Source organism: Cloacibacillus evryensis DSM 19522, from assembly GCF_000585335.1.
GTDB lineage: Bacteria > Synergistota > Synergistia > Synergistales > Synergistaceae > Cloacibacillus > Cloacibacillus evryensis.
The window spans coordinates 374,544-393,914 of the sequence record NZ_KK073872.1 but is presented as its reverse complement, the minus strand read 5'-3'; the positions used below and the strand labels follow the sequence as shown (position 1 = coordinate 393,914).

Genomic DNA, 19,371 nt, shown 5'->3' with positions numbered 1-19,371 from the left:
AAGCGGGCGGGAAACATTTCCGTCCGCTTTCGCCGTCAGCGCCGCCGCGAGAGTTTCTCCGTCTTCATGAAGTCAATAAAATCGCGCTGTACCTGTGACAGAACGCCGGATTTTTTGTAAGAGAGATAAATGCCGCGCGACGCCTCACTGTTATCCAGGCGGTAAAAAAATACTTTGTCGGAGGGCGCGAGACAGTCAAGGATCGTATCACGCACAAAGGCGATGCCCCTGCCTTCGCAGACAAGGTAATAGGCCGTCATCATCTGTTCGAGATACATCGATACCTTCGGCGTAAAACCGGCTTCCTTGCAGATCGCGAGGCTGCGCCGGTGGATGTCGTTCCATTTTTTCAGTATCAGGAACTCCTCTTCCGCGAAGCGCTCCAGCGGCACGGCCGGCTTTAAGGGCGCGTCCGTGCTCTCCGCCGCCATCTCCTCAAAGGAGTAACGGAACTCCGAGAGCTCTTCGTTAATAGGATTGGAGGCGGGCACGGCGAGCACAATGCGCTCGACCGTCCAGGGCACAGACTCAAAAACATTTTTATCAAGCTGCTCAGCCTCAAGGAGGAAGTCCAGCGCCCCTTCGCGCAGACGCTCTGAGAGCGCGACGCTGCTGCCCTCCGAGAGCGTGGCGGTGATGTTGGCGTAACGTGCGCGGAACGCCTCGATTATCTCCGGCAGCACATAAGAGCAAAAAAACATCGAGCTGCCGACATTCAGCCGCGCAGGCGCGCCGCCAGCGAGCGCGGCGAAGTGCTCCTGCATCTCGCGCTCCGTCTCCATGATCTTATCAGCGAAATTTATATAATACTCCCCCGCCTCGGTAAGGCTCACGGGGTTCGTGCTGCGGTTGAAGAGCGGCAGGCCGAGCTCGTTCTCTATGCGTTTGACGGCGGCGCTGAGCGACGGCTGAGAAATGAAAAGCCTCCGCGCAGCCTTGGAAAAGCTGCGTTCCTGATATACGGCATATATATATTCGATATCCTTTAACATTGTGGCAGCATCTACCTTTTATCGGGAGCTATAGAAACAACTATATAAGATTATATTGTAATAAGTATTTTACAACAAGAAGATATTTTATTAGTATTAAATCAAGAAAAAGGCCATGGGACCGCTGAAAATAATGAATATAGCTCGAAAGGGGAATAGCAATGAAGGATTTCACTGCTTCAAGGGTGTGTGCGCTCACACCCTCCGGAATACGCAAAGTAAATGAACGCGCGCTGGCAATGGAGCGCGCGGGAGAACGGGTCATACACTTCGAGATAGGCCGCCCGGACTTTGACACGCCCGCCTATATAAAAGAGGCGGCGATCAAAAGCCTGCGCGACGGCGAGGTCTTCTACACCTCGAATTTCGGCATGATGGAGCTGCGCGAGACGATCGCCGAGAGGCTGGCCAAGGCGAACGGCATTCCCTGCGCCGCGGAGAATATACTCGTCACCGCCGGGCTTTCGGAGGCAGTCTTCGACCTGCTCTGCACGATACTGAACGAGGGGGACGAACTTCTCATCCCCGACCCCGTATGGATAAATTATCTTAATGTCCCCGCGCTCTTCAACGCGCGTCCCGTCTCCTATTCGCTCACCGAGGAGAACGGCTTTGAGCCCGACCTCGCAGAGATAAAGAGCAAGATAACGCCGCGCACTAAGGCTATAGTGCTGCTCACGCCATGCAACCCCACGGGAGGCGTCCTCTCGCGCGGCACGCTTGAGGGCATCGCGGAACTTGCGAAGGCTCACGATCTGCTCGTGGTATCGGATGAAATTTACGAGCGCCTCGTCTACGACGGAAAGCGTCAGACAAGCATCGCCTCTCTGCCAGGCATGGCGGACCGCACGGTAACATTCAACGGTTTGTCCAAGGCCTATTCGATGACGGGCTGGCGTCTCGGCTACGCCGCGGCTCCCAAGGATCTCATCATCGCCATGAATAAGATACACCAGCACAACACCACCTGCGCCCCGTCATTCGTACAGCGCGCCGCCATCACGGCCCTGCGCGACGAGGGGGACGAGGTCGAGCTGATGGTCAGGGAATTTGAGCGCCGCCGCGACTACGCCGTCGAAGCGATAAATAAGATGGAGGGCGCAAGCTGCGTCACGCCGAAGGGAGCCTTCTACATTTTCATCAACGTGAAGGGGTTGGGACGCCCCTGCGCCGAGGTCGCCGAATACCTGCTCGAAGAGGCAAAGGTCGCGCTGGTGCCCGGAAACGTCTTCGGCAGGAACGGCGAGGGATATCTGCGCATGAGCTTCGCCAACAGCCTCGACAACATCGCCGAGGGCTGCGGGAAAATGAAACAGGCATTCGCCGAACTCTCGGGAAAATAAAAAAGAAAGACAGGAGGAGTTATAAATGAGACTTGCAACATTTCGTAAGTGGAACACAGAGAGGGCGGGACTTGTAACAAAGAGCGGCATCCTTCCTCTGACGGCGCTCGGCGCGCGGGCCGGCTTTGAACCGGAGGGCGAGATATTCGCGCTTATCGAAAAAGAACAGCTCGAGCCGCTGACCGAGTGGTACAACAAGGGCGGCAGGATCGAGGCGGAGGCGCTCGCGGAAAAAGAGGCGATCCCCTACGGCGATGTGATCTACGGCCCGCTCTACCGCAATCCACGGCGCATCTTCGGCATCGGCCTCAACTACAAGGATCACGCCGGCGACCTCGGCGAAAAGACGCCGCAGGTATTCCCCGGCAGCTTCTACAAACCCGCCTCCTGCATAGCCGGCCACGGCGATGAGATAAAGATTCCCGCGCTGCCAGAGGCGCAGAAGACGACGGCTGAGGCGGAGCTCGGCATCATCATGGGCAAGAGATGCAAATCCATCGAGGAAAAGGACTGGCTCAAATATGTCGCCGGCTACACGACTATACTCGACATGACGGAGGAATCGATACTGCGCCTCAACCCGCGCTATCTGACGATCGTCAAGGGCTTCGACACCTTCCTCACCTTCGGGCCGCAGCTCGTGACGCCGGATGAGATTCCCGACGTCTCCGCGCTCGAGGTGGCGACGATACACAACGGAGCCGTCCACGCCAAGAATACCGTCTCCAACATGACATTCTGCCCATCGAAGCTCGTGGCGCTCGTTTCGCATATGCAGGGCTGGCTGCCGGGCGACATCCTCTCCACCGGCACGCCGCGCGCGGTACATATCCAGGACGGCGACACGGCCGAATGCCGCATCACGGGGCCTGACGGCTTCTCCTTCGAACCGCTCGTGAACCCGGTGATCGACCTTAAACTCAAAAAATAAAACAACGACAGGGAGGAATTAAAAATGGAACTCGGACTGAAAGACAAATGCGCTCTGGTAATGGCCTCAAGCAGCGGGCTGGGCAAGGCGATAGCGGCGGAGATGGCGCGCGAGGGAGCGAACGTCATGCTCTTCAGCCCCTTCGCGGAGCAGCTCGCCGAGGCTCAGGAGGATATCTATAAAGAGACCGGCAGAAAACCCGCCGTTTTCACTGGAAGCATCACAGCCCCCGGCGACATCAAAGCGCTCGTGAAGGAGACCGCGGACAAATTCGGCCCCGTCTACGCGCTCGTCAACAACACCGGCGGCCCCAAGCCGGGCCCCTTCGACGCTTTTGACGACGCGGCCTGGCAGGAGGCATACGAGCTCTGCCTGCTCTCCTACATCAGGACGATACGCGAAGTCCTGCCGCAGATGAGGGAGAACGGCGGCGGGCGCATCCTCTGCTCCACCTCGTCCTCGGTCAAGGCGGTGCTGGACAACCTTATCCTCTCAAACACATTCCGCATGGGCGTCGTCGGCCTCGCAAAGACACTCTCGCAGGAGCTGGGCAGGGACAATATCCTGGTAAACGTCATCGCCCCCGGCAGGATCGGCACGGCGCGCATAGACCAGCTCGATAAGATACGCGCGGAGAAGGCGGGGATAAGCGTCGAAGAGCTCCAGAAAAAAGCCTTCGCGGGCATCCCCCTCGGCCGCTACGGCAAGCCGGAGGAGTACGGCAAGCTCGCGGCATTCCTCTGCGCGCCGTCGAACACCTTCATCACAGGGCAGACCGTGCTTGTGGACGGCGGCATGGTAAAGGCGATATAAAATTATTTATATAGAACACGGCAATTCAGCTGCATAGTTTTTAATCACGGTCAATCAACTATAAATATTATTAGTTTTCACAGACTGATACTGTTGTTTTGTGCTCTTTGCGCAAGCTTGAAAAAACAAATATTTTAAGGAGGAGTTATTATGTCAAAGATTCTTGACCTTTCTCTTGAGCTTCATGAGGGTATGCCCACCTATCCCTCACCGTGGCATCCTGTAGTGGATGTAAAGCAAATGGGACGCATCGATATGGAAGCGAGGAGAAGCTACGCGGTAACTTTAGGCTCTCACACCGGCACGCATATGGATTCTCCCGCGCATATGGTGAAAAATGGGATCACCATTGATATGATTCCGCTTGAAACAATCGTTGGAACGGCTAAAGTAATAGATTTTTCGAACAAAAGCCGCGGAGACAAAATTACTCTTGAAGAGATCAAGAACTGCGGAACAGAAATTGAAAAAGGCGACAGGCTGCTCATAAAAACCGGATGGTACAAAGAATGGGGAAGCAACGCGTATTATGATCGCTGGCCTTGGATAACGGCGGAAGCCGCGCGGTATATAGTGGATCAGGGCGCGATATTCGTCGCTCTGGACATTCCCTCTCCTGACGACCCGCTATCGGATACCGGATACGGCAAGCACTCGCCGATTCACGATATTTTCCTTCAGAACGGCGTCATTCTTGTCGAATATCTTAACAATACTCTGGATATAGACAAAGATGTGATTAAGCTGACAGCTCTTCCTCTGAAGGTCAAAGGCTGCGACGGATTCCCGGCAAGGGTGATAGCTGAATTCTAAAATTATCGGGAGGGATTCATATGAGCGATTTCTATTTCAAATCTCCGGGAGAAGCCAGACTATTCTTCCGCAAAAGTGAAACTGCAATTCCCACGGCAGGGCTATGTCCTGAATACATACAGGCGAATTTGGTCATTTTAAGCGACGAGGATTCTCCAGAGTTTTTGGAGTTTGCTCATATGAATCCCAAACCATGTCCGCTGCTTGAGGTACTTTGCGACGGAACGCCGATATCGAAAGAAATGGCGCCCCAAAGTGACGTTACGACAGATATTCCTAAATATTCAGTTTACAAAAACGGGGTACTTGTTGAAGAGCCGTTGTCTGTACAGCAATATTGGGATAAAAATATGACGGGCTTTTTGATTGGGTGCAGCCTGACATTTGAAGCGGCTCTGGTGAACGCGGGAATACGCCTTAAACACTATGAGGAAAATAAACGCGTGCCGATGTACGATACCAACATTGCCTGTGCCCCGACAAAGAAGTTTTTTGGAAATTACGTAGTCAGCATGCGCCCAATAAAAAAAGATCTTATAGATACCGCTGTTGAAATCACGTCAAAAATGGAATATGCGCATGGCGCGCCCGTACATATAGGTGACCCAAGCAAGATCGGCATAACAAATGTAAATTGTCCTGACTATGGAGATGCCCTTTCCATAAACGATGACGAAGTTCCCGTCTTCTGGGCTTGCGGCGTTACTCCGCAAGCTGTCGCAAAAAAGGCGAAGCCTAAGATGATGATCGCACATTCTCCTGGCTATATGCTTATCTGTGACAAAAAAATCATTTAACTTTTTTGTTCAATACACATTTAAAACGATCTGATAAATATAGGAGGGCATCTTTATGAGCGAGAAAAAAGCTGATGGCATTCTTGAGAAGAAACGTACTTTTAAAGACTATTTCATGAGCATCGGCCCGGCGATTATCATCGCAGCTGTTGTTATCGGCCCAGGTTCTGTCACGACGTTGTCAACAATGGGCGCCGCATACGGCTATGATCCGCTGTGGGTAATTGTCTTTGCGTGTTTTGCCTCATATCTTTACCAGGAGCCAGCGATAAGACTTGTGTGCGAACGTCAGATGAGCGTAATGGATGCGGCGCGTAAAAAATACAATCCCGCGGTTCCCAAGTTTTTGTTTATACTGCTGTATCTCGGTACGCTGGTTTTCCAAGCCAGTAATTTTATTGGAGCGGCGATGTCGATGAATTATTTTGTTCCGGGGCTCTCTATTGTCGCATGGACAAATATCATGATCATAAGCGCGCTGGCAATGGCGCTGATGTCTAAACAAGATCTGCTTGAAAACTTCACAAAGGTTCTCGTAGGGCTCATGGTCGTCTCCTTTGTGATAACGGCATTCTCATCCGGCCCCTCCGTCGGCGATTTGATAAAAGACGGGTTCTCGTTCAGAATCCCCGGCGGCAACTGGTTCCTGGTTATCGCTCTGCTTGGAACGACGATGGTTCCCGACATCCCCGTATCTCTGTCGGCATTGCTTAAAGGAAAGTTCATGTACGGAAGGCCTGAGGAAGTTAACCTTCCCACGTTGGAAAAGAAGAAATCCGCCGTATTTGACCTGCTAGTCAGCTTGACAGTCACAGCCATGATATCCATCGCGATTCTTGTCTGTTCCGGAAGCGTACTGCACCCTCTGGGCATACAGGTAAAGAGCGCAAGCGACATGGCACGGCAGCTTACACCTTTGCTCGGGCGTTACGCGGGAATCCTGTTCTCACTCGGCCTCTGGGGCGCCGCGTTCTCGTCCGGCTTGTTCAGGATGCTGCTGATGCCAATGATATTCAATCAGGCATGGGGCTATGAGGAGGATTTAAAAGCAGCAAGAAGCCGTATCATCTCAATAGGCGCGGGCGTTGTGCCGATGATAATAGTCTTCGTCTTCGGAAGCGCGCCTATCTGGCTTGTCCTTTCCGCGCAGGCGATCAACGGCATGATGCTTCCGGCGATATGCTTCATCGTCTGGAGGATATCCGCGGACAAGGATATTATGGGGGATAAAGTAAATACCTCTCTCCGTAATATATTGTTAGCCGGGTTATTTGTAATAACGCTGTTCCTGTCGCTTAGAACATTCTTGAGCATAATCTCATAGACATCAGCCGCCTGCAACAAAGAAAACGCTATATACCCTATCCTTTCAAAGCCGCGCGGCACTTTTTCGTGAAGCAGCACGCGGTCTTTTTATCTTTGCGCGTTCAATTAGCCGATAGCGGATAGAGGGGCCGCGAGAGAACGAGCTTCATGCCGCCGTCAGACAATGCTCAGGCCGATAAGTTTCGCGAGTTCGACCGCCTGCGCCGCGTTCACCTTCGCGCCGCGCAGTTCGGCCAGGGTGTCGGATACGGCGATGGCGTCGATGCTGCAATCCGATAGGTCTATCCCTTTGAGGGAGCTCTTGAAGAAATCGGCGGCGGAAAGGTCCGTTTCGTGAAACAGGGCGCGCCGGAATTTAACGCCTGAGAGGACCGCCTCTTTAAAAGAGGAGGCTCTGACCTCGCAGCCGTCCCACAGCATACCGTCTAAGTTCGCGTAACGAAAGTCGCACCCCGTTATCGCAGCGTCCCTGAAAAGGGCGCGGATAAAACAACTTCCCACGGCCTTTGAATCCAGAAATACAGATTTGCGCCAGAGGCTCTCTTTGAAGCGGCAGTTTGAAATATCGGAGTTTTCAAAGGAGACGGAGTTGAAGCGCGCCGCGTTGAACTCGCAGCCGTCGAAGCGGCATTTCACGAAGCGTACGGAATCGAAACGAAACCCCGAAAGGTCCAGCGCCGAAACCATCTCGTTTTCAAAAACGGCGTCCTCTATCAGCATTTCTCCTGAAAATGCCGCGTAAATGATCTCGGACAGCATTTCGCTCCCACCTCCATGCCTGTTTATCAACACAACAGAAGGATAGCACAACGGAGCGCTTTCGTGAACGGCGCCGCCGTCCGCGGCACGGTGGGGCCTTTGCGCGTCTCATGCCTCTTGCCTAGCCGCTTATCTGTAGGTTTATTGATGCGCCGTCGGCATGATCGGGATATAAGAGAGCGGACGATCAATCGACGCGGGAGGCCGGATATGATAAAACTGCCAAAGATAAAGCTGATGGACTTCATCGATCCCTCGGAATCATTCCTGCTCGCGGCCATTCTCGCGGCGGCGGGCGGATTTCTCGACGGATACACATTCATCGGACGCGGCAATGTCTTTGCCAACACGCAGACGGGAAACCTGATCCTCCTGGGGGTCAATCTGGCGCGCGGCAGGATCGCCGCCTCGATCAGCTATCTCATACCGGTGACCGCCTTCCTGCTGGGGACCTACATAACCGAAAGGATACGGCTCCGCTACAGCTCGCTGAAACATATAGAATGGCGTCAGATCGTGGTCGCCGCCGAGGCGCTGGTGCTGGTGCTGATATCATTCATGCCTCACTACGGCGACAACGTCGCGAACGCGATGGTCTCGTTCGCCTGCGCCATGCAGTTCGACGCCTTCCGCTCGATGAACGGAGTCCCCTTCACCTCGACGCTGGCGATGATGAACCTGCGCGGGGCTATCGAATATGTGATGGACTACCGGGAAGACCGCGATATGGAGAAGGTGTCGCGCAGCTTTGAATACCTCGTCACCGTGGCGGTATTCACCCTGTCCGTCGTCATCGGTTCCAGGCTCACCTATGTTTACGACGACAGCGCGATACTCTTTCCGGCGTTCCTGCTGTTTTTGGGAGCGATCCTGATGTTCTTCAGGCAAAAAGATAAAACGCGCGCGCCATGACGGTGGTATAATTATGCGCATACGAGGGCGATGGAGTTCGCCCGAAATTCGTTTTTACGATGATGACTCCTGTCCAAAGAGACGGGAGTCTTTTTTTGCCGATATACACAAGACACTGGGGGAATTTTTGTCATGGAAGGCATGCTGTTTGTGGGACTTGGCGGTTTTTTCGGCGCGTCGCTGCGCTATCTTCTGGGGAAAGCGGCATCGTCACAGAGCGTAATTCCCGCGGCGACGCTCGCGATAAATATCTTCGGCTCGTTCATGATCGGCGTGCTGAGCCTGTTTTCCGAGAGGCACGGCCTTTCGCGCCATTCCGTGATATTGATGCTGCAGGCAGGCTTCTGCGGCGGTTTCACCACCTTCTCCACCTTCTCTCTCGAGACCTTCGCCCTGATATCGCAGGGCAAAATGGGCCACGCCGCGCTCTACGCCGTCCTCAGCGTCCTCTGCTGCCTGTTCTCCGTAGCCGCGGGACGGACGCTTGCGGGACTTTGCCTTTAGCGGGCCGCGCCCGTCTCCCTCTTTTGCGCGCAAAGCCCGCGCCCCGCGCGGCACGCCCGGCATTCCGGCGTGATATGATCTATTTTTAATTATCTTTCGGAATATATCCTTCGCCTTATAGCCTCCCATTTGTACCTTATCCGCCTTTTGGAAATGCTTCCCTTTGTGGAGTCAGTGGGTCATTTCAGTTAGTTACCCCGGTCTCTTTGAAAAAAACGGCCGCCAAAGCGGAAGCATTTCACCAAGACGGTTCCCTGGGAGGAAGTTGTGCGTCATCTTCTGACAGCTCGTTATGCGGTATGTTTATTCCTCCACCACCCCCTTTATGGTACGCGTATTATCCGCGGGCCGTTTTTTTTTCGGAGACCTATGCCGCGCGGCGGTTTGCCGCCGTAATGACAGGTTACACTTTAGAGGCGGCTCTAAGTCAAGCGGCTTTTAAAACCGGCCGCGAGGCTTGACTTAGAGCGAACTCAAACGGCCAATCTTACGCCATCCGGCGGCGGGCGGAAAGGTCCGGACAGACAAAGCGGACCAATCTGCGGACATGACCGCGCGGCAGATTATGTCAATAAAAATCAGGCTGGTTTGACCCATATTCAGCAGCATGAAGCGCGCCTCTCGCCGCTCAAGACTGTCATTGCCGGTAAAAAACACCGCCTAAGACCGGCGATGAAGGCGCCGGGCAGAACAGGCCGCCGCGCGATCCCGACAAACAATTCCCTTCCCATGAACGCGATGAGATCCGCGCATGAAATAAAGCGCCCCGGCGGCATCGCCGCTACGCTGCCGCGGCCGGTTTCTCCGCAAAACCTTTGCCGCCGATATGTTGCTATAATAAAGAAAAGCAGCGGGCAGAGGCAAAATTTACGGGGAGGTGCGGAAGATGGAGATCAGGGTCCTGCGTTATTTTCTGACCGTGGTCAGGGAAGAGAGCATCACAAAGGCGGCGGAGATGCTGCACATCACGCAGCCGACCTTATCCCGGCAGTTGGCGCAGTTGGAGGAGGAGGTCGGCGTCAGGCTCTTCCGCCGGGGCGCGCGCGGGATAGCGCTGACGAACGAAGGGATACTGCTGCGCCGCCGCGCGGAGGAGATCGCAGAACTCGTCGATAAGACGGAGAGGGAGCTCCTGGAACAAAACGAACTGATCGACGGCACGGTGTCGATCGGAGCCGGCGAACTCGCCTCGGTACAGCTGTTGGGAGACATTATAAAATCCTGCCGCACGAAACATCCCCTCATACGTTATGAAATATTTACCGCGAGCGCCGACCTCACCAAAGAACGCATGGACAAGGGGCTGACCGACATCGGCCTGCTGCTTGAGCCGATCAACATCGAAAAATACGAATTTATCAGGCTGGATGTGAAGGAACGCTGGGTCGCCGTAATGCCCGCCGACGACCCGCTGGCCGCGCGCGAATATGTGACGGCGGACGACCTGATGACGGGGCCGCTGATCCTCCCGATCCGCGGGGGCGTGCGCAACGAACTGCTCAGTTGGTTCGGAAGCTCATTTGACCGTGAGCGCGTCATTCTTACGCACAGCATGAGCACAAACGCCTCCATCATGGTACAAAAAGGGATGGGGCGCTGCGTCACGGTCGAAGGCTCGCTTCCCTATCTCGACAACAATGTTCTGGCACTCCGGCCTCTGTATCCGGAACTGACCTCGACCTCCGTGCTTGCCTGGAAGCGCCAGCAGCCTTTCAGCCTCGCGGCGACGAAATTCATCGAACACCTGAAATGCTTTTTAGGCATGACTGAATCATAAATTATAAGCATTAGACATATTGGTCCCGGAAAATTATAGTGTAAGCGCGATCGGCAAGGGAGGAGGATTCTTCCGCAAGCTGCCGCGCTTACACTATTTTTATTGGCGGCGGAGGGCACAAATGACCATTGACGAAGTTTGCGGTTCTTTCCAGATCGATCCGGCAAAGCTCCGATATTACGAAGAGGCCGGGCTGCTGACCTGCCGGAGGCTCACGGACGGGGACCGCGACTATCGGGGGGAGGAGCTGCGGCGTATCGGCAGGATAGAGTCGCTCCTCAAGGCGGGGATCTCGCCGGAGACACTGAGGGATAATCCCGTGCTGCTGGACGAGGACGCAAAGACCGGCGGCGAACGGATCAGGCTCTTGAAGCGGCAGCGGTTTCGCCTGCTTGAGGATATCCACGTTAAACAGCAGTCGCTCGACTGCCTGGACTACATAATAAGAAAAGCTAAGGATGAGACGCCGCCGCGAAATTAGGGCGCGGCGCGTAAGACAAAAGGAGGAGACGGAAATGACGATCAGCGAAGCGGCGGAAAAGACGGGGCTTTCGGCGGACACATTGAGGTACTATGAACGTATCGGGCTGATACCTCCCGTTCCCAGAACGGAGAGCGGCCTGCGCGACTACAACGATGAAGTGATCGAGTGGGTGATGTTCATTCAGAGATTCAAAGAGATCGGCATGTCGCTGGAGTCGATCCTCAGCTACGTCAAGCTCGCGATGCTCGGCAGCGGCACGCGTCAGGAGCGGAAGGTCATCCTCCTTGAGACGCGCCGGAGCCTGATGAGCAAGATAGAGCACCTCCACGGCTGTCTCCGCGAGGCGGATTACCAGCTCGAACACTATGACAGCGGCCTGATGACGGAGACGGAAAACGCCGTCGGGCGCTGGCGCCGCCGGGAAGAGGTTTCAGCACAGAGCTTCGCCGTATAGGCCGCGCGGCGCGCATAGCGTTCGCGCGGAGGGGCTTCCGCATCCTAATAAACCCGCCCGAAACATCCGTGATCTTACCTTACACAGAGACATAAAAAATATCGCCAGCCTTTTCCGGCGGCGCATGGCGCTTGACTTAGAGCCGGCTCTAAGGATTAGCATCGTCATAAAATAAGGGGCCAGAGAGGCGCGGCAATAAAAGATGATAGAGTATGAATTTGCATATTTCAGCCACTGTTTCATAACGCTATTTAAGGATATCGCTCCCTTCTGGGGGCTTGGCATCCTTATGGGCTCGTCGATCTCGGTATTCGCGAAGGAGAGGATACACGGGCTGCTCGGCGCGATGCGCGGCGCGCGCTTAGGGGCCGCCGGCGTGGTGCCGGCAAGCCTTCTCGGCATCGCTTCGCCGCTCTGCATGTACGGAACGATACCGATCGCCGCCTCGCTGTCGGAAAAGGGCATGAATGACGACTGGCTCGCGGCCTTTATGATGAGTTCGATCCTGCTCAACCCGCAGCTGATGATCTACAGCGCGGCGCTGGGGATGAAGGCGCTCGCCGTCAGGACGCTCTCATCTTTCATCTGCGGCGCGGCGGCGGGGCTCTGTGTAAGGTATCTCTTTCGCGGCGGGAAGTTTTTTAATTTTTCCGGTTTCGCGGAGGGGGAAAACCGCGACACCGACCCCGATATGGCGATGCGCCTCCTGAAAAACATCCTGCGGAACATCAGGGCCACCGGCCCCTACTTCTTTGCGGGCGTCGTCCTCGCGGCGATTTTTATGTGTTTCGTTCCCCAGACGGCGGTCGCCGGCCTCTTCGGCGGAGACGGCGGCTGGGGCGTTATCGCCGCGGCGACGGCCGGAGTGCCGCTGTACGTCTGCGGCGGCGGCACCGTCCCGCTGCTCGCCGAATGGATGCAAAGCGGCATGGGCATGGGCGCGGCGGCGGCCTTCATGATCACGGGTCCCGCGACGAAGGTGACGAACCTCGGCGCGCTGAAGATCGTGCTGGGGATTAAGAATTTTGCCCTCTACCTGTTATTTGCGATGATATTCGCAGCCGTGACCGGCCTTCTCACAGATCTTTTCTTATAGATGACAGCTCTCCTTGTATGAATAGAGGCCGTTTGGAACAACGCTCCAAACGGCCTCTATTTCGTCGTTCAGATATTCTATCAAAGGGTCATTCGGCATCGCCGATCATCGCCCTTACACAGTTCGCCCAGGCGAAATCTTTTTTGCCCATGCCGTAACCTATCCCGGATATTTTGATCACCGGCAGCGGCGCGAAGTCGGCGGCAAAATGCTTAAGCAGCGCGGCTCCCGTGGGCGTGCACAGTTCGCCGCGCACCGCGCCTCCGTAGATCGGCACTCCGCGCAGTATCTCCGCCGCCGCCGGCGCGGGGACCGGCAGCACGCCGTGGGCGCAGCGCACATGGCCGCTGCCGACATGGACGGGGGAGGCGATGATCCTCTCCGGCGCAAGTTCGTGAAGCAGCAGGCAGACGGCGGTGATATCGGCGACGGCGTCCATCGCGCCCACCTCATGGAAATGCACCTCCGAGACCGGGCGGCCGTGCACCTTGGACTCGGCGCCGGCGACCAGCGCGTAGACCGCGATCACGTCGGAACGCACCTTCTCCGGCAGGTCGAGATGGGAGATGAGGTGCTCTATCTCATGCATCCCCGCGTGGCTGTGTTCCTTTTCGTGATGATGATGCGCCGCGTGCTCATGCGCGTGCGCCTGATGATGTTCGCGGCAGTCGCGGCACGTTTCGCCCTCCGCGCTCTCCTCCTCCTCGCCGTTTACGGTGACGGTGACGCGGGTCCCGGTGATGCCGCATTTGACGCAGGGCGCGGCGGATACCTCCACACCGGGGATCGCGAGCGCGTTCATCCTTTCGAGGAAGGCGGCGGGGTCCGGGTGAAGCTCCAGCAGCGCCGCCGTCAGCATGTCGCCCGCGGCCCCCATGCCGCAGTCAAGATATAAAGTCCTCATTCTCTAATTCACTCCTATATGATTTATCATGCTGGCAAGGTAGGCTGCTCCGAAACCGTTGTCGATGTTGACGACGCTGACGCCGCTGGCGCAGGAGTTGAGCATTGAAAGCAGCGCCGACAGGCCGCCGAACGAGGCTCCGTAGCCGATGCTGGTCGGTACGGCGATGACGGGACAGTCGGCCATGCCGCCGATCACGGAGGCGAGCGCCCCCTCCATTCCCGCGATCGCGACGATGGCGGAGGCCGTCATCACGTCGTCGGTGTGCGAGAGGAGGCGGTGCAGCCCCGCCACGCCGACGTCGTAAAGGCGCGTGACCTCGTTGCCGAGCGCCTCCGCCGTCAGCGCCGCCTCTTCGGCGACGGGCATGTCGCTGGTGCCGCCGGTGGCGATGACGATCTTTCCGCGGCCGTCCGGCCGCGGCATCTCGCCGGCGATGCCGACGCGCCCCATTTCATGATAAGAGAGGGGAACGGTTTTTTCCACGACGGCGGCGGCCTCGGCGCTCATTCGCGTGATGAGCACGGTCCTCTGCCCGTCCGCGAGCATCGCGCCGGCGATCTCCGCGATCTGCTCCGGCCTCTTTCCCGCGCCGTAGATGACCTCGGCGATGCCCTGACGCAGCACGCGGTGGCTGTCGAGTTTCGCAAAACCGAGGTCGCGGAAGGGTTCTCCCCTAAGCTTCGTCATCACCTCGTCCACGTCCGCCGCACCGGCGGAAAGTCTTTCAAGCAGATTCCTGAGCTCTTTTCTCTCCATCTTTTACCTCGTTTCCATATCAAGAAGGACGATATCAAAGTATTTTTTCAGCCGGGCAAGGATATCTTCACGTCTTTTCAGCGCCTCGGCCATCTGTTCCGGCGAAAGCTGGATGCGGGCGGCCTCGTGAAAGACGCGCACGCGGAAGTCGGTGAAGCCGAGGGCAAACAGCTCCCTCTCCGCCGCCTCCACGCGCTGGAGCAGTTCGCGGTCGATGCGCCGCCCCGCCGGCACACGCGTCGCAAGGCAGGCATAGGCCGGCTTGTCCCAGGTGAAAAGTCCCGCCGTCCGCGAACGCGCGCGTATTTCCGTCTTCGTCAGGCCGCACTCGCGCAGCGGCGAACGGACGCCGAGCTCGCACAGCGCGCGCATCCCGGGCCGCTCTCCCGCTTCGTCGGAGGCGTTCGTGCCGTCGATGATGAGGGGGAAGCCGTCGTTAGCCGCCCGCTCGCGCAGCAGCAGGCCAAAAAGTTTCTTCTTGCAGTGATAGCAGCGATCAGCCGGATTCGCGGCGATGAGGCCGTCGTCGAGGATGTCATATTCGATGACGGTAAGCTCCGTGCCAAGCTCCCTCGCGAGACGCAGCGCGTCGTCAAGTTCAAAACGCGGCTGAAAGGGCGTCTTGACATAATAGGGGCGCACCTGAGCGCCGCACTTGAGCGCCATATAGAGGAGATAGGCGGAATCCGTGCCGCCCGAGAAGGCCAGCGCTGCGCGCGTGTTTTCCTTGAAAAAATCATTAAGTTCCATTATGAAACACTCCTTTTGCATCCCTCTATCGCCTCAACGCCGCAGTCCTCCATGAGCCGGCCGTCACGGAGCAGCTCCCGCGAGGGGCCGTCCGCGAATATCCCGCCCTCTTTGAGCAGTATCGAACGTTCACAGACCTCTTCCGCGAAGGCGAGATCGTGGGTCGCGATGAGTTTGACGTGAGGCAGGGCCTTCAGTACATTTATCAGGTTGCGCCGCGCCCGCGGATCGAGAAAGGCGGTCGGCTCGTCAAAAAGCATTATGTCGGGCTCCATCGCGAGCACCGTCGCCAACGCCGCCATGCGTTTTTCGCCTCCGGACATCTTGAGCGCCGTCTTGCCGCGCAGGTGCTCTATATGCAAAAGCGCGAGGCTCTCATCCACGCGTCTGGCGGTCTCCTCTTCGGACAGCCCCATGTTGCGCGGGCCGAAGGCGATATCATCGTAGATCGAAGCCATGAAAAGCTGATCGTCCGGATTCTGGAAGACGACGCCGACCTTCGAGCGTATCTCCGTGAGGCTCTTCTTCGTCAACAGCGTTCCCGCCGCCATGATCACGCCCGTTGAGGGCAGGATGCCGACCAGCGCCATGACGAGCGAGGTCTTGCCAGCGCCGTTCGCGCCGATCAGGGCCGCGCTTTCGCCGCGCGCCAGGCGGAAGCTGACGTTTTCCACCGCCCTTGTGCCGTCGGGGTAAATGACGGATAGTTTTTCTATATCAAGCATTCGATGAGCCTCCCGATCAACCTGGGAAAATTTATGAGTCGAAATAAAAGCGAAGAACCGCAGAGAATGACGAGGAAAATCAGATCGTTCGGCGTCAGGCGGCCTCCGTTCGCGGCTGCCGGCGGCGCGCCGCCGTAACCGCGGCACTTCATCGCCTGGTAAACGCGTTCGGCGCGGTCAAAGCTGCGAAGCAGCAGCTGCCCCGCGAAGCTGCCCATATCCCTCATCTCGACGCCCTTCTTGCCGCCGCCGCGCAGCGAATAGGCGGTGTACATCGACAGCGCCTCGCCGGCCAGAGTTCCGAGATAACGGTAGGTCATCTCGAAGAGCGAGATCAATATGCCTGGCAGACGCAGGCTGCGAAGTCCGCCTGTCAGCTTACGGAAGGGCGTGACGGCGACAAGTATCAGCACCGCCGAAACACAGAGAAGCGTGCGGAAAACTATCGCGAAAAGGGTGACCCAGCCAGTCGTGACGCCGAACCCGCAGACGGTAAAGAGCACCGTCCGCTCAAAAAACAGAGAGGATATCCCCGCGAAGAGGCAAAAGGGCAGCGCCGCGAGGCTCCTCCTGAATATCATGCCAAAGGGAATGTCCGCAAGCGAAAGCGCCACCGCGGGATAGAAGACAAACGGCGCGAGCCCCGAGAGCTCGCCTCTGCCAAAGGAGATGACGGCGGCGATATAAAACAGCGTTCCGGCTATCTTCACCCGGGGATCGAGGGAATGGATGGCGGAACCGCCTCCGGCGAGCTGCTCCAGGGAATATATTTCATAGATGCTGCCGCGCAGGTCCGCCATCCGGTCTCACTTCCAAACAAAAATCAGAGGGAACGGCTATGCGTTCGCCGCCGCCTTTTTATGCCGCTTCGACTTTGAGATGACCGCGCCGATAAACGCCGCCGCCGCGAAGGTCATCAGCGAGCCGATGATGCCCGCCGCCGCGGTGCCGGAGACGGGAGCGCCCTCCGCTGGCTCCGCGTAGTCATAATCAGGCATGAAGGCCGTCTTTTCCTGTATCGCCGCCGCACTCTCGAATGCGCCGCCGGAGGCCTCGAGCTCTTCCGAACCCGTCACGCCCATGACCGACCATTCAAGTCCGTCCGGATACGAGGAGGCGAAGCCAGAGAGTATCGCGCCGGTCACCAGCGTCAGCGCCGCGAGCATCGCAAGCACCTTTTTCAGCGGGACGCCGGCGGGGATATCATCGCCGCTCTCCGCGCTTTCAAGTATCTCGGGACGCGTCTTCCAGACAAATGAGAGCACCGCGCCGGTCACCAGGCCTTCGACGATGCCGATCGCCAGATGTATCGGCTGCATCAGCAGCACGAACGACGAAAAAGGCAGCGCCGTAATGCCCGAGGCGAGCGTCTCAAGGACGACCGAGAAAGCCCCAAGCTGCAGGGCGACGACGACGGAGACCACCGAGGCAAGCGTGAGCCGCCCCGAGGCTGTCCCCTTCTTCATCAGCGGCTTGAAAAGCAGCGGATAGATGACAAGGCAGGGAATGACTCCCATATTGAAAATATTGCTGCCCAAAGCGAGCAGCCCGCCGTCCGCAAAGAAAAGACACTGAATGACGAGCACCGCGGAGATAGTCAGCAGCGCCGGAGCGCCGCCCAGCAGCGCCGCGAGCAGTATCCCGCCGCCGATGTGGCCGCTTGAGCCCGTGGCGGGAATGGTGAAGTTGATCATCTGGGCCGCGAAGACAAAAGCCCCGGCCACAGCCATTATCGGAAGCTTCTTTTCCGAAAGTTCCTCTTTCTTGATCTTGGCGACCGACCAGGCGATCGCCGCGCCGCTTGCCGCGCACATCGCGAAAGCGACGGAGGGCGATAATAGAGCGTCTGACATGTGCATAAAACATTCCTCCTAATATCTGCTGAAAATCACGCCTGCCGGCGACCCCTTCGATGAGGGAGACCGCCTTCATGGCAATCATTGTGATCGATCCGCTGGATATATCGTATTGCAGGAGAGCCGTCCCGAAAAAGCCGCTTCTGCGGCGCGCGGCCTCTTCGTGAGGCGTCAGGGCTCTGCGATCCTTACCGGGCGCGGGGAGAAAATCTTTACGCTGCCGCCCCGCACCTGTTACAGCATATAGGATACCACTTAGAGCTGGCTTCAGGTCAAGCGTTTTGAACAAGATTCATGGAAAAACTTCACACAGGCGGCGTAAAGGGCGGCCTGGCGGCGCTTTCGCGGGGCAAGCGCGTCAAAGCCGCCGTCGTTGACCGGGAGATATCCGTTAATCGAGCGAGACGAGCTTATACTTCCTGTTACCCATGCCGAGCTCCTCCATATATGAGAGCTGGCGCAGGCCGTGGCGCGATTCGATGCGTTCGCGCAGGTCCTTCTGCTGCGCCTCGGGAAGCTTATACACAAGATCGATCGTCGCCTGATCGATCGCGAGCAGGTCTGTCGAGCCGAGGATGCCGACATCCTTCGCGGTCGGCGCGGCGGCGGAACTTCCCGCGCAGTCACAGTCGACCGACATATTCTTCATCACGTTGATGAAGGTGATATGTTTGCCGAAATGGTCGACCGTCGCCTTCGCGGACTCGGCCATGCGCTCCATGAAGGCGTCCTGCGTCTGCCCCCACTGCTGCCCCTCCTTGGCGTGGATCATCGCCTTGCCCACCTTGCCATCGGCGCAGCCGATGGCGATATTCTTCATCGAGCCGCCGAAACCGCCCATCGTATGCCCTTTGAAGTGCGTGTAGACGACCATCGAATCGTAGTCCATGATGCCCTTGCCCATCGACATCTCCTTGAAATGCCGGCCTCCCCTGACCGGCAGCATGACGGCGCCGAACTCGTCCATGATATCCACCTTGCAGAAGTCGAGGCCGTTGGTCTTGATCGTCTCGCGGTGGCCCGCCGTCGTCTGGCGCGGACTGCTGTAATATACGTTCGTCTCCGCGAGATTGCTGTTGGGGATATGCGCCTGCAGCGCCTTGATCATCGGCAGCGGCAGCAGGTTCGGCCCCTTCGGTTCGCCCGTATGCAGCTTGATCGCCACCTTGCCCGTGATACCCGCGTTCACCTTGTCATAGACCTTCAAAAGCCCCGCCGGGCTGATGTCCTTCGTAAAGTAAACGATCGAGACATTTTCGTCCGCCGCCTTCGCGGCCCCGCCCGACAAGATGACCAGCAGCGCCAGCGCGATACCGATAAATTTCCTAAATCTGTCATACATAGTTAAAGACCCCTTCCGTAAAAATATCGTACGG

The 19,371-nt window shown here is 57.1% G+C and carries 21 protein-coding genes and 1 riboswitch; of the genes, 12 read left to right on the top strand and 9 right to left on the bottom strand.

Annotated elements, in window-relative coordinates:
- Window positions 1-35: 35 nt before the first annotated feature.
- Entirely contained in the window at window positions 36-992 is a 957-nt protein-coding gene (locus CLOEV_RS01705) for a LysR family transcriptional regulator (RefSeq protein WP_034441524.1), read from the bottom strand.
- A gap of 161 nt (window positions 993-1,153) precedes the next feature.
- Between CLOEV_RS01705 and CLOEV_RS01700 the strand changes: the two genes are divergently transcribed.
- From CLOEV_RS01700 to CLOEV_RS01675, 6 genes are all read left to right on the top strand, one after another.
- The gene (locus tag CLOEV_RS01700) at window positions 1,154-2,335 is read left to right on the top strand and encodes a pyridoxal phosphate-dependent aminotransferase (RefSeq protein WP_008709016.1); all 1,182 of its coding nucleotides are present in this window, start codon (window positions 1,154-1,156) and stop codon (window positions 2,333-2,335) included.
- A gap of 25 nt (window positions 2,336-2,360) precedes the next feature.
- Window positions 2,361-3,266: a fumarylacetoacetate hydrolase family protein gene (locus CLOEV_RS01695; protein ID WP_034441521.1), complete on the top strand. Its 906-nt coding sequence runs from the start codon at window positions 2,361-2,363 to the stop codon at window positions 3,264-3,266.
- A 24-nt stretch (window positions 3,267-3,290) separates the two neighbouring features.
- Window positions 3,291-4,079 (top strand): SDR family oxidoreductase, encoded by a 789-nt coding sequence (locus CLOEV_RS01690; RefSeq protein WP_008709012.1) that lies wholly within the window; start codon window positions 3,291-3,293, stop codon window positions 4,077-4,079.
- A gap of 150 nt (window positions 4,080-4,229) precedes the next feature.
- On the top strand, window positions 4,230-4,892 hold the full coding sequence (locus tag CLOEV_RS01685; RefSeq protein ID WP_008709011.1) for a cyclase family protein: 663 nt from the start codon (window positions 4,230-4,232) through the stop codon (window positions 4,890-4,892).
- A 20-nt stretch (window positions 4,893-4,912) separates the two neighbouring features.
- On the top strand, window positions 4,913-5,689 hold the full coding sequence (locus tag CLOEV_RS01680; RefSeq protein WP_034441520.1) for a putative hydro-lyase: 777 nt from the start codon (window positions 4,913-4,915) through the stop codon (window positions 5,687-5,689).
- Window positions 5,690-5,744: 55 nt separating this feature from the next.
- On the top strand, window positions 5,745-7,013 hold the full coding sequence (locus tag CLOEV_RS01675; RefSeq protein ID WP_008709009.1) for an Nramp family divalent metal transporter: 1,269 nt from the start codon (window positions 5,745-5,747) through the stop codon (window positions 7,011-7,013).
- A gap of 158 nt (window positions 7,014-7,171) precedes the next feature.
- Here CLOEV_RS01675 and CLOEV_RS01670 read toward each other — a convergent pair whose 3' ends face one another.
- Window positions 7,172-7,774: a pentapeptide repeat-containing protein gene (locus CLOEV_RS01670; RefSeq protein WP_034441517.1), complete on the bottom strand. Its 603-nt coding sequence runs from the start codon at window positions 7,772-7,774 to the stop codon at window positions 7,172-7,174.
- Window positions 7,775-7,984: 210 nt separating this feature from the next.
- Here CLOEV_RS01670 and CLOEV_RS01665 point away from each other — a divergent pair, with 210 nt between their 5' ends.
- The 6 genes from CLOEV_RS01665 (at window position 7,985) to CLOEV_RS01640 (ending at window position 13,001) form a co-directional block, all read left to right on the top strand.
- Window positions 7,985-8,686 carry a YoaK family protein gene (locus tag CLOEV_RS01665; RefSeq protein WP_008709007.1) on the top strand — a complete coding sequence of 234 codons (702 nt, stop codon included), beginning with the start codon at window positions 7,985-7,987 and terminating at the stop codon, window positions 8,684-8,686.
- 17 nt (window positions 8,687-8,703) lie between these two features.
- A riboswitch (Fluoride riboswitch) is annotated at window positions 8,704-8,765 on the top strand.
- Window positions 8,766-8,818: 53 nt separating this feature from the next.
- Entirely contained in the window at window positions 8,819-9,190 is a 372-nt protein-coding gene (gene crcB, locus CLOEV_RS01660; protein WP_008709006.1) for a fluoride efflux transporter CrcB, read from the top strand.
- An 886-nt stretch (window positions 9,191-10,076) separates the two neighbouring features.
- Window positions 10,077-10,967, top strand: coding sequence for a LysR family transcriptional regulator (locus CLOEV_RS01655; protein WP_008709005.1), 891 nt, complete (start codon window positions 10,077-10,079; stop codon window positions 10,965-10,967).
- A 121-nt stretch (window positions 10,968-11,088) separates the two neighbouring features.
- The gene (locus CLOEV_RS15640) at window positions 11,089-11,448 is read left to right on the top strand and encodes a MerR family transcriptional regulator (protein ID WP_051484810.1); all 360 of its coding nucleotides are present in this window, start codon (window positions 11,089-11,091) and stop codon (window positions 11,446-11,448) included.
- A gap of 34 nt (window positions 11,449-11,482) precedes the next feature.
- Entirely contained in the window at window positions 11,483-11,905 is a 423-nt protein-coding gene (locus CLOEV_RS01645; protein WP_034441514.1) for a MerR family transcriptional regulator, read from the top strand.
- A 202-nt stretch (window positions 11,906-12,107) separates the two neighbouring features.
- Entirely contained in the window at window positions 12,108-13,001 is an 894-nt protein-coding gene (locus CLOEV_RS01640; RefSeq protein WP_034441511.1) for a permease, read from the top strand.
- An 88-nt stretch (window positions 13,002-13,089) separates the two neighbouring features.
- Here the strand turns inward: CLOEV_RS01640 and larC are convergent, their stop codons facing one another.
- From larC to CLOEV_RS01605, 7 genes are all read right to left on the bottom strand, one after another.
- Window positions 13,090-13,905: a nickel pincer cofactor biosynthesis protein LarC gene (gene larC / locus CLOEV_RS01635; RefSeq protein ID WP_034441508.1), complete on the bottom strand. Its 816-nt coding sequence runs from the start codon at window positions 13,903-13,905 to the stop codon at window positions 13,090-13,092.
- Window positions 13,906-13,908: 3 nt separating this feature from the next.
- Entirely contained in the window at window positions 13,909-14,664 is a 756-nt protein-coding gene (gene larB, locus CLOEV_RS01630; protein WP_034441507.1) for a nickel pincer cofactor biosynthesis protein LarB, read from the bottom strand.
- A gap of 3 nt (window positions 14,665-14,667) precedes the next feature.
- Window positions 14,668-15,414 (bottom strand): ATP-dependent sacrificial sulfur transferase LarE, encoded by a 747-nt coding sequence (gene larE, locus CLOEV_RS01625; protein ID WP_034441503.1) that lies wholly within the window; start codon window positions 15,412-15,414, stop codon window positions 14,668-14,670.
- Window positions 15,414-16,139, bottom strand: a complete 726-nt coding sequence (locus CLOEV_RS01620; protein WP_034441500.1) for an energy-coupling factor ABC transporter ATP-binding protein — start codon at window positions 16,137-16,139, stop codon at window positions 15,414-15,416. Before CLOEV_RS01620 ends, larE begins: the two co-directional genes overlap by 1 nt.
- A complete protein-coding gene (gene cbiQ, locus CLOEV_RS01615; protein WP_008708992.1) occupies window positions 16,127-16,939 on the bottom strand; it encodes a cobalt ECF transporter T component CbiQ in 813 nt (270 codons plus the stop codon). Before cbiQ ends, CLOEV_RS01620 begins: the two co-directional genes overlap by 13 nt.
- Window positions 16,940-16,975: 36 nt before the next feature.
- Window positions 16,976-17,998: an energy-coupling factor ABC transporter permease gene (locus CLOEV_RS01610; protein WP_034441498.1), complete on the bottom strand. Its 1,023-nt coding sequence runs from the start codon at window positions 17,996-17,998 to the stop codon at window positions 16,976-16,978.
- A gap of 388 nt (window positions 17,999-18,386) precedes the next feature.
- Window positions 18,387-19,337 carry a DUF362 domain-containing protein gene (locus tag CLOEV_RS01605; RefSeq protein ID WP_008708990.1) on the bottom strand — a complete coding sequence of 317 codons (951 nt, stop codon included), beginning with the start codon at window positions 19,335-19,337 and terminating at the stop codon, window positions 18,387-18,389.
- Window positions 19,338-19,371: the final 34 nt, after the last annotated feature.

Excerpts from the sequence above, each read along its gene's own strand:
- CLOEV_RS01705 (WP_034441524.1), bottom strand. The coding sequence starts at position 992 with ATGTTAAAGGATATCGAATATATATATGCCGTATATCAGGAACGCAGC.
- CLOEV_RS01700 (WP_008709016.1), top strand. The coding sequence starts at position 1,154 with ATGAAGGATTTCACTGCTTCAAGGGTGTGTGCGCTCACACCCTCCGGA.
- CLOEV_RS01695 (WP_034441521.1), top strand. The coding sequence starts at position 2,361 with ATGAGACTTGCAACATTTCGTAAGTGGAACACAGAGAGGGCGGGACTT.
- CLOEV_RS01690 (WP_008709012.1), top strand. The coding sequence starts at position 3,291 with ATGGAACTCGGACTGAAAGACAAATGCGCTCTGGTAATGGCCTCAAGC.
- CLOEV_RS01685 (WP_008709011.1), top strand. The coding sequence starts at position 4,230 with ATGTCAAAGATTCTTGACCTTTCTCTTGAGCTTCATGAGGGTATGCCC.
- CLOEV_RS01680 (WP_034441520.1), top strand. The coding sequence starts at position 4,913 with ATGAGCGATTTCTATTTCAAATCTCCGGGAGAAGCCAGACTATTCTTC.
- CLOEV_RS01675 (WP_008709009.1), top strand. The coding sequence starts at position 5,745 with ATGAGCGAGAAAAAAGCTGATGGCATTCTTGAGAAGAAACGTACTTTT.
- CLOEV_RS01670 (WP_034441517.1), bottom strand. The coding sequence starts at position 7,774 with ATGCTGTCCGAGATCATTTACGCGGCATTTTCAGGAGAAATGCTGATA.
- CLOEV_RS01665 (WP_008709007.1), top strand. The coding sequence starts at position 7,985 with ATGATAAAACTGCCAAAGATAAAGCTGATGGACTTCATCGATCCCTCG.
- crcB (WP_008709006.1), top strand. The coding sequence starts at position 8,819 with ATGGAAGGCATGCTGTTTGTGGGACTTGGCGGTTTTTTCGGCGCGTCG.
- CLOEV_RS01655 (WP_008709005.1), top strand. The coding sequence starts at position 10,077 with ATGGAGATCAGGGTCCTGCGTTATTTTCTGACCGTGGTCAGGGAAGAG.
- CLOEV_RS15640 (WP_051484810.1), top strand. The coding sequence starts at position 11,089 with ATGACCATTGACGAAGTTTGCGGTTCTTTCCAGATCGATCCGGCAAAG.
- CLOEV_RS01645 (WP_034441514.1), top strand. The coding sequence starts at position 11,483 with ATGACGATCAGCGAAGCGGCGGAAAAGACGGGGCTTTCGGCGGACACA.
- CLOEV_RS01640 (WP_034441511.1), top strand. The coding sequence starts at position 12,108 with ATGATAGAGTATGAATTTGCATATTTCAGCCACTGTTTCATAACGCTA.
- larC (WP_034441508.1), bottom strand. The coding sequence starts at position 13,905 with ATGAGGACTTTATATCTTGACTGCGGCATGGGGGCCGCGGGCGACATG.
- larB (WP_034441507.1), bottom strand. The coding sequence starts at position 14,664 with ATGGAGAGAAAAGAGCTCAGGAATCTGCTTGAAAGACTTTCCGCCGGT.
- larE (WP_034441503.1), bottom strand. The coding sequence starts at position 15,414 with ATGGAACTTAATGATTTTTTCAAGGAAAACACGCGCGCAGCGCTGGCC.
- CLOEV_RS01620 (WP_034441500.1), bottom strand. The coding sequence starts at position 16,139 with ATGCTTGATATAGAAAAACTATCCGTCATTTACCCCGACGGCACAAGG.
- cbiQ (WP_008708992.1), bottom strand. The coding sequence starts at position 16,939 with ATGGCGGACCTGCGCGGCAGCATCTATGAAATATATTCCCTGGAGCAG.
- CLOEV_RS01610 (WP_034441498.1), bottom strand. The coding sequence starts at position 17,998 with ATGCACATGTCAGACGCTCTATTATCGCCCTCCGTCGCTTTCGCGATG.
- CLOEV_RS01605 (WP_008708990.1), bottom strand. The coding sequence starts at position 19,337 with ATGTATGACAGATTTAGGAAATTTATCGGTATCGCGCTGGCGCTGCTG.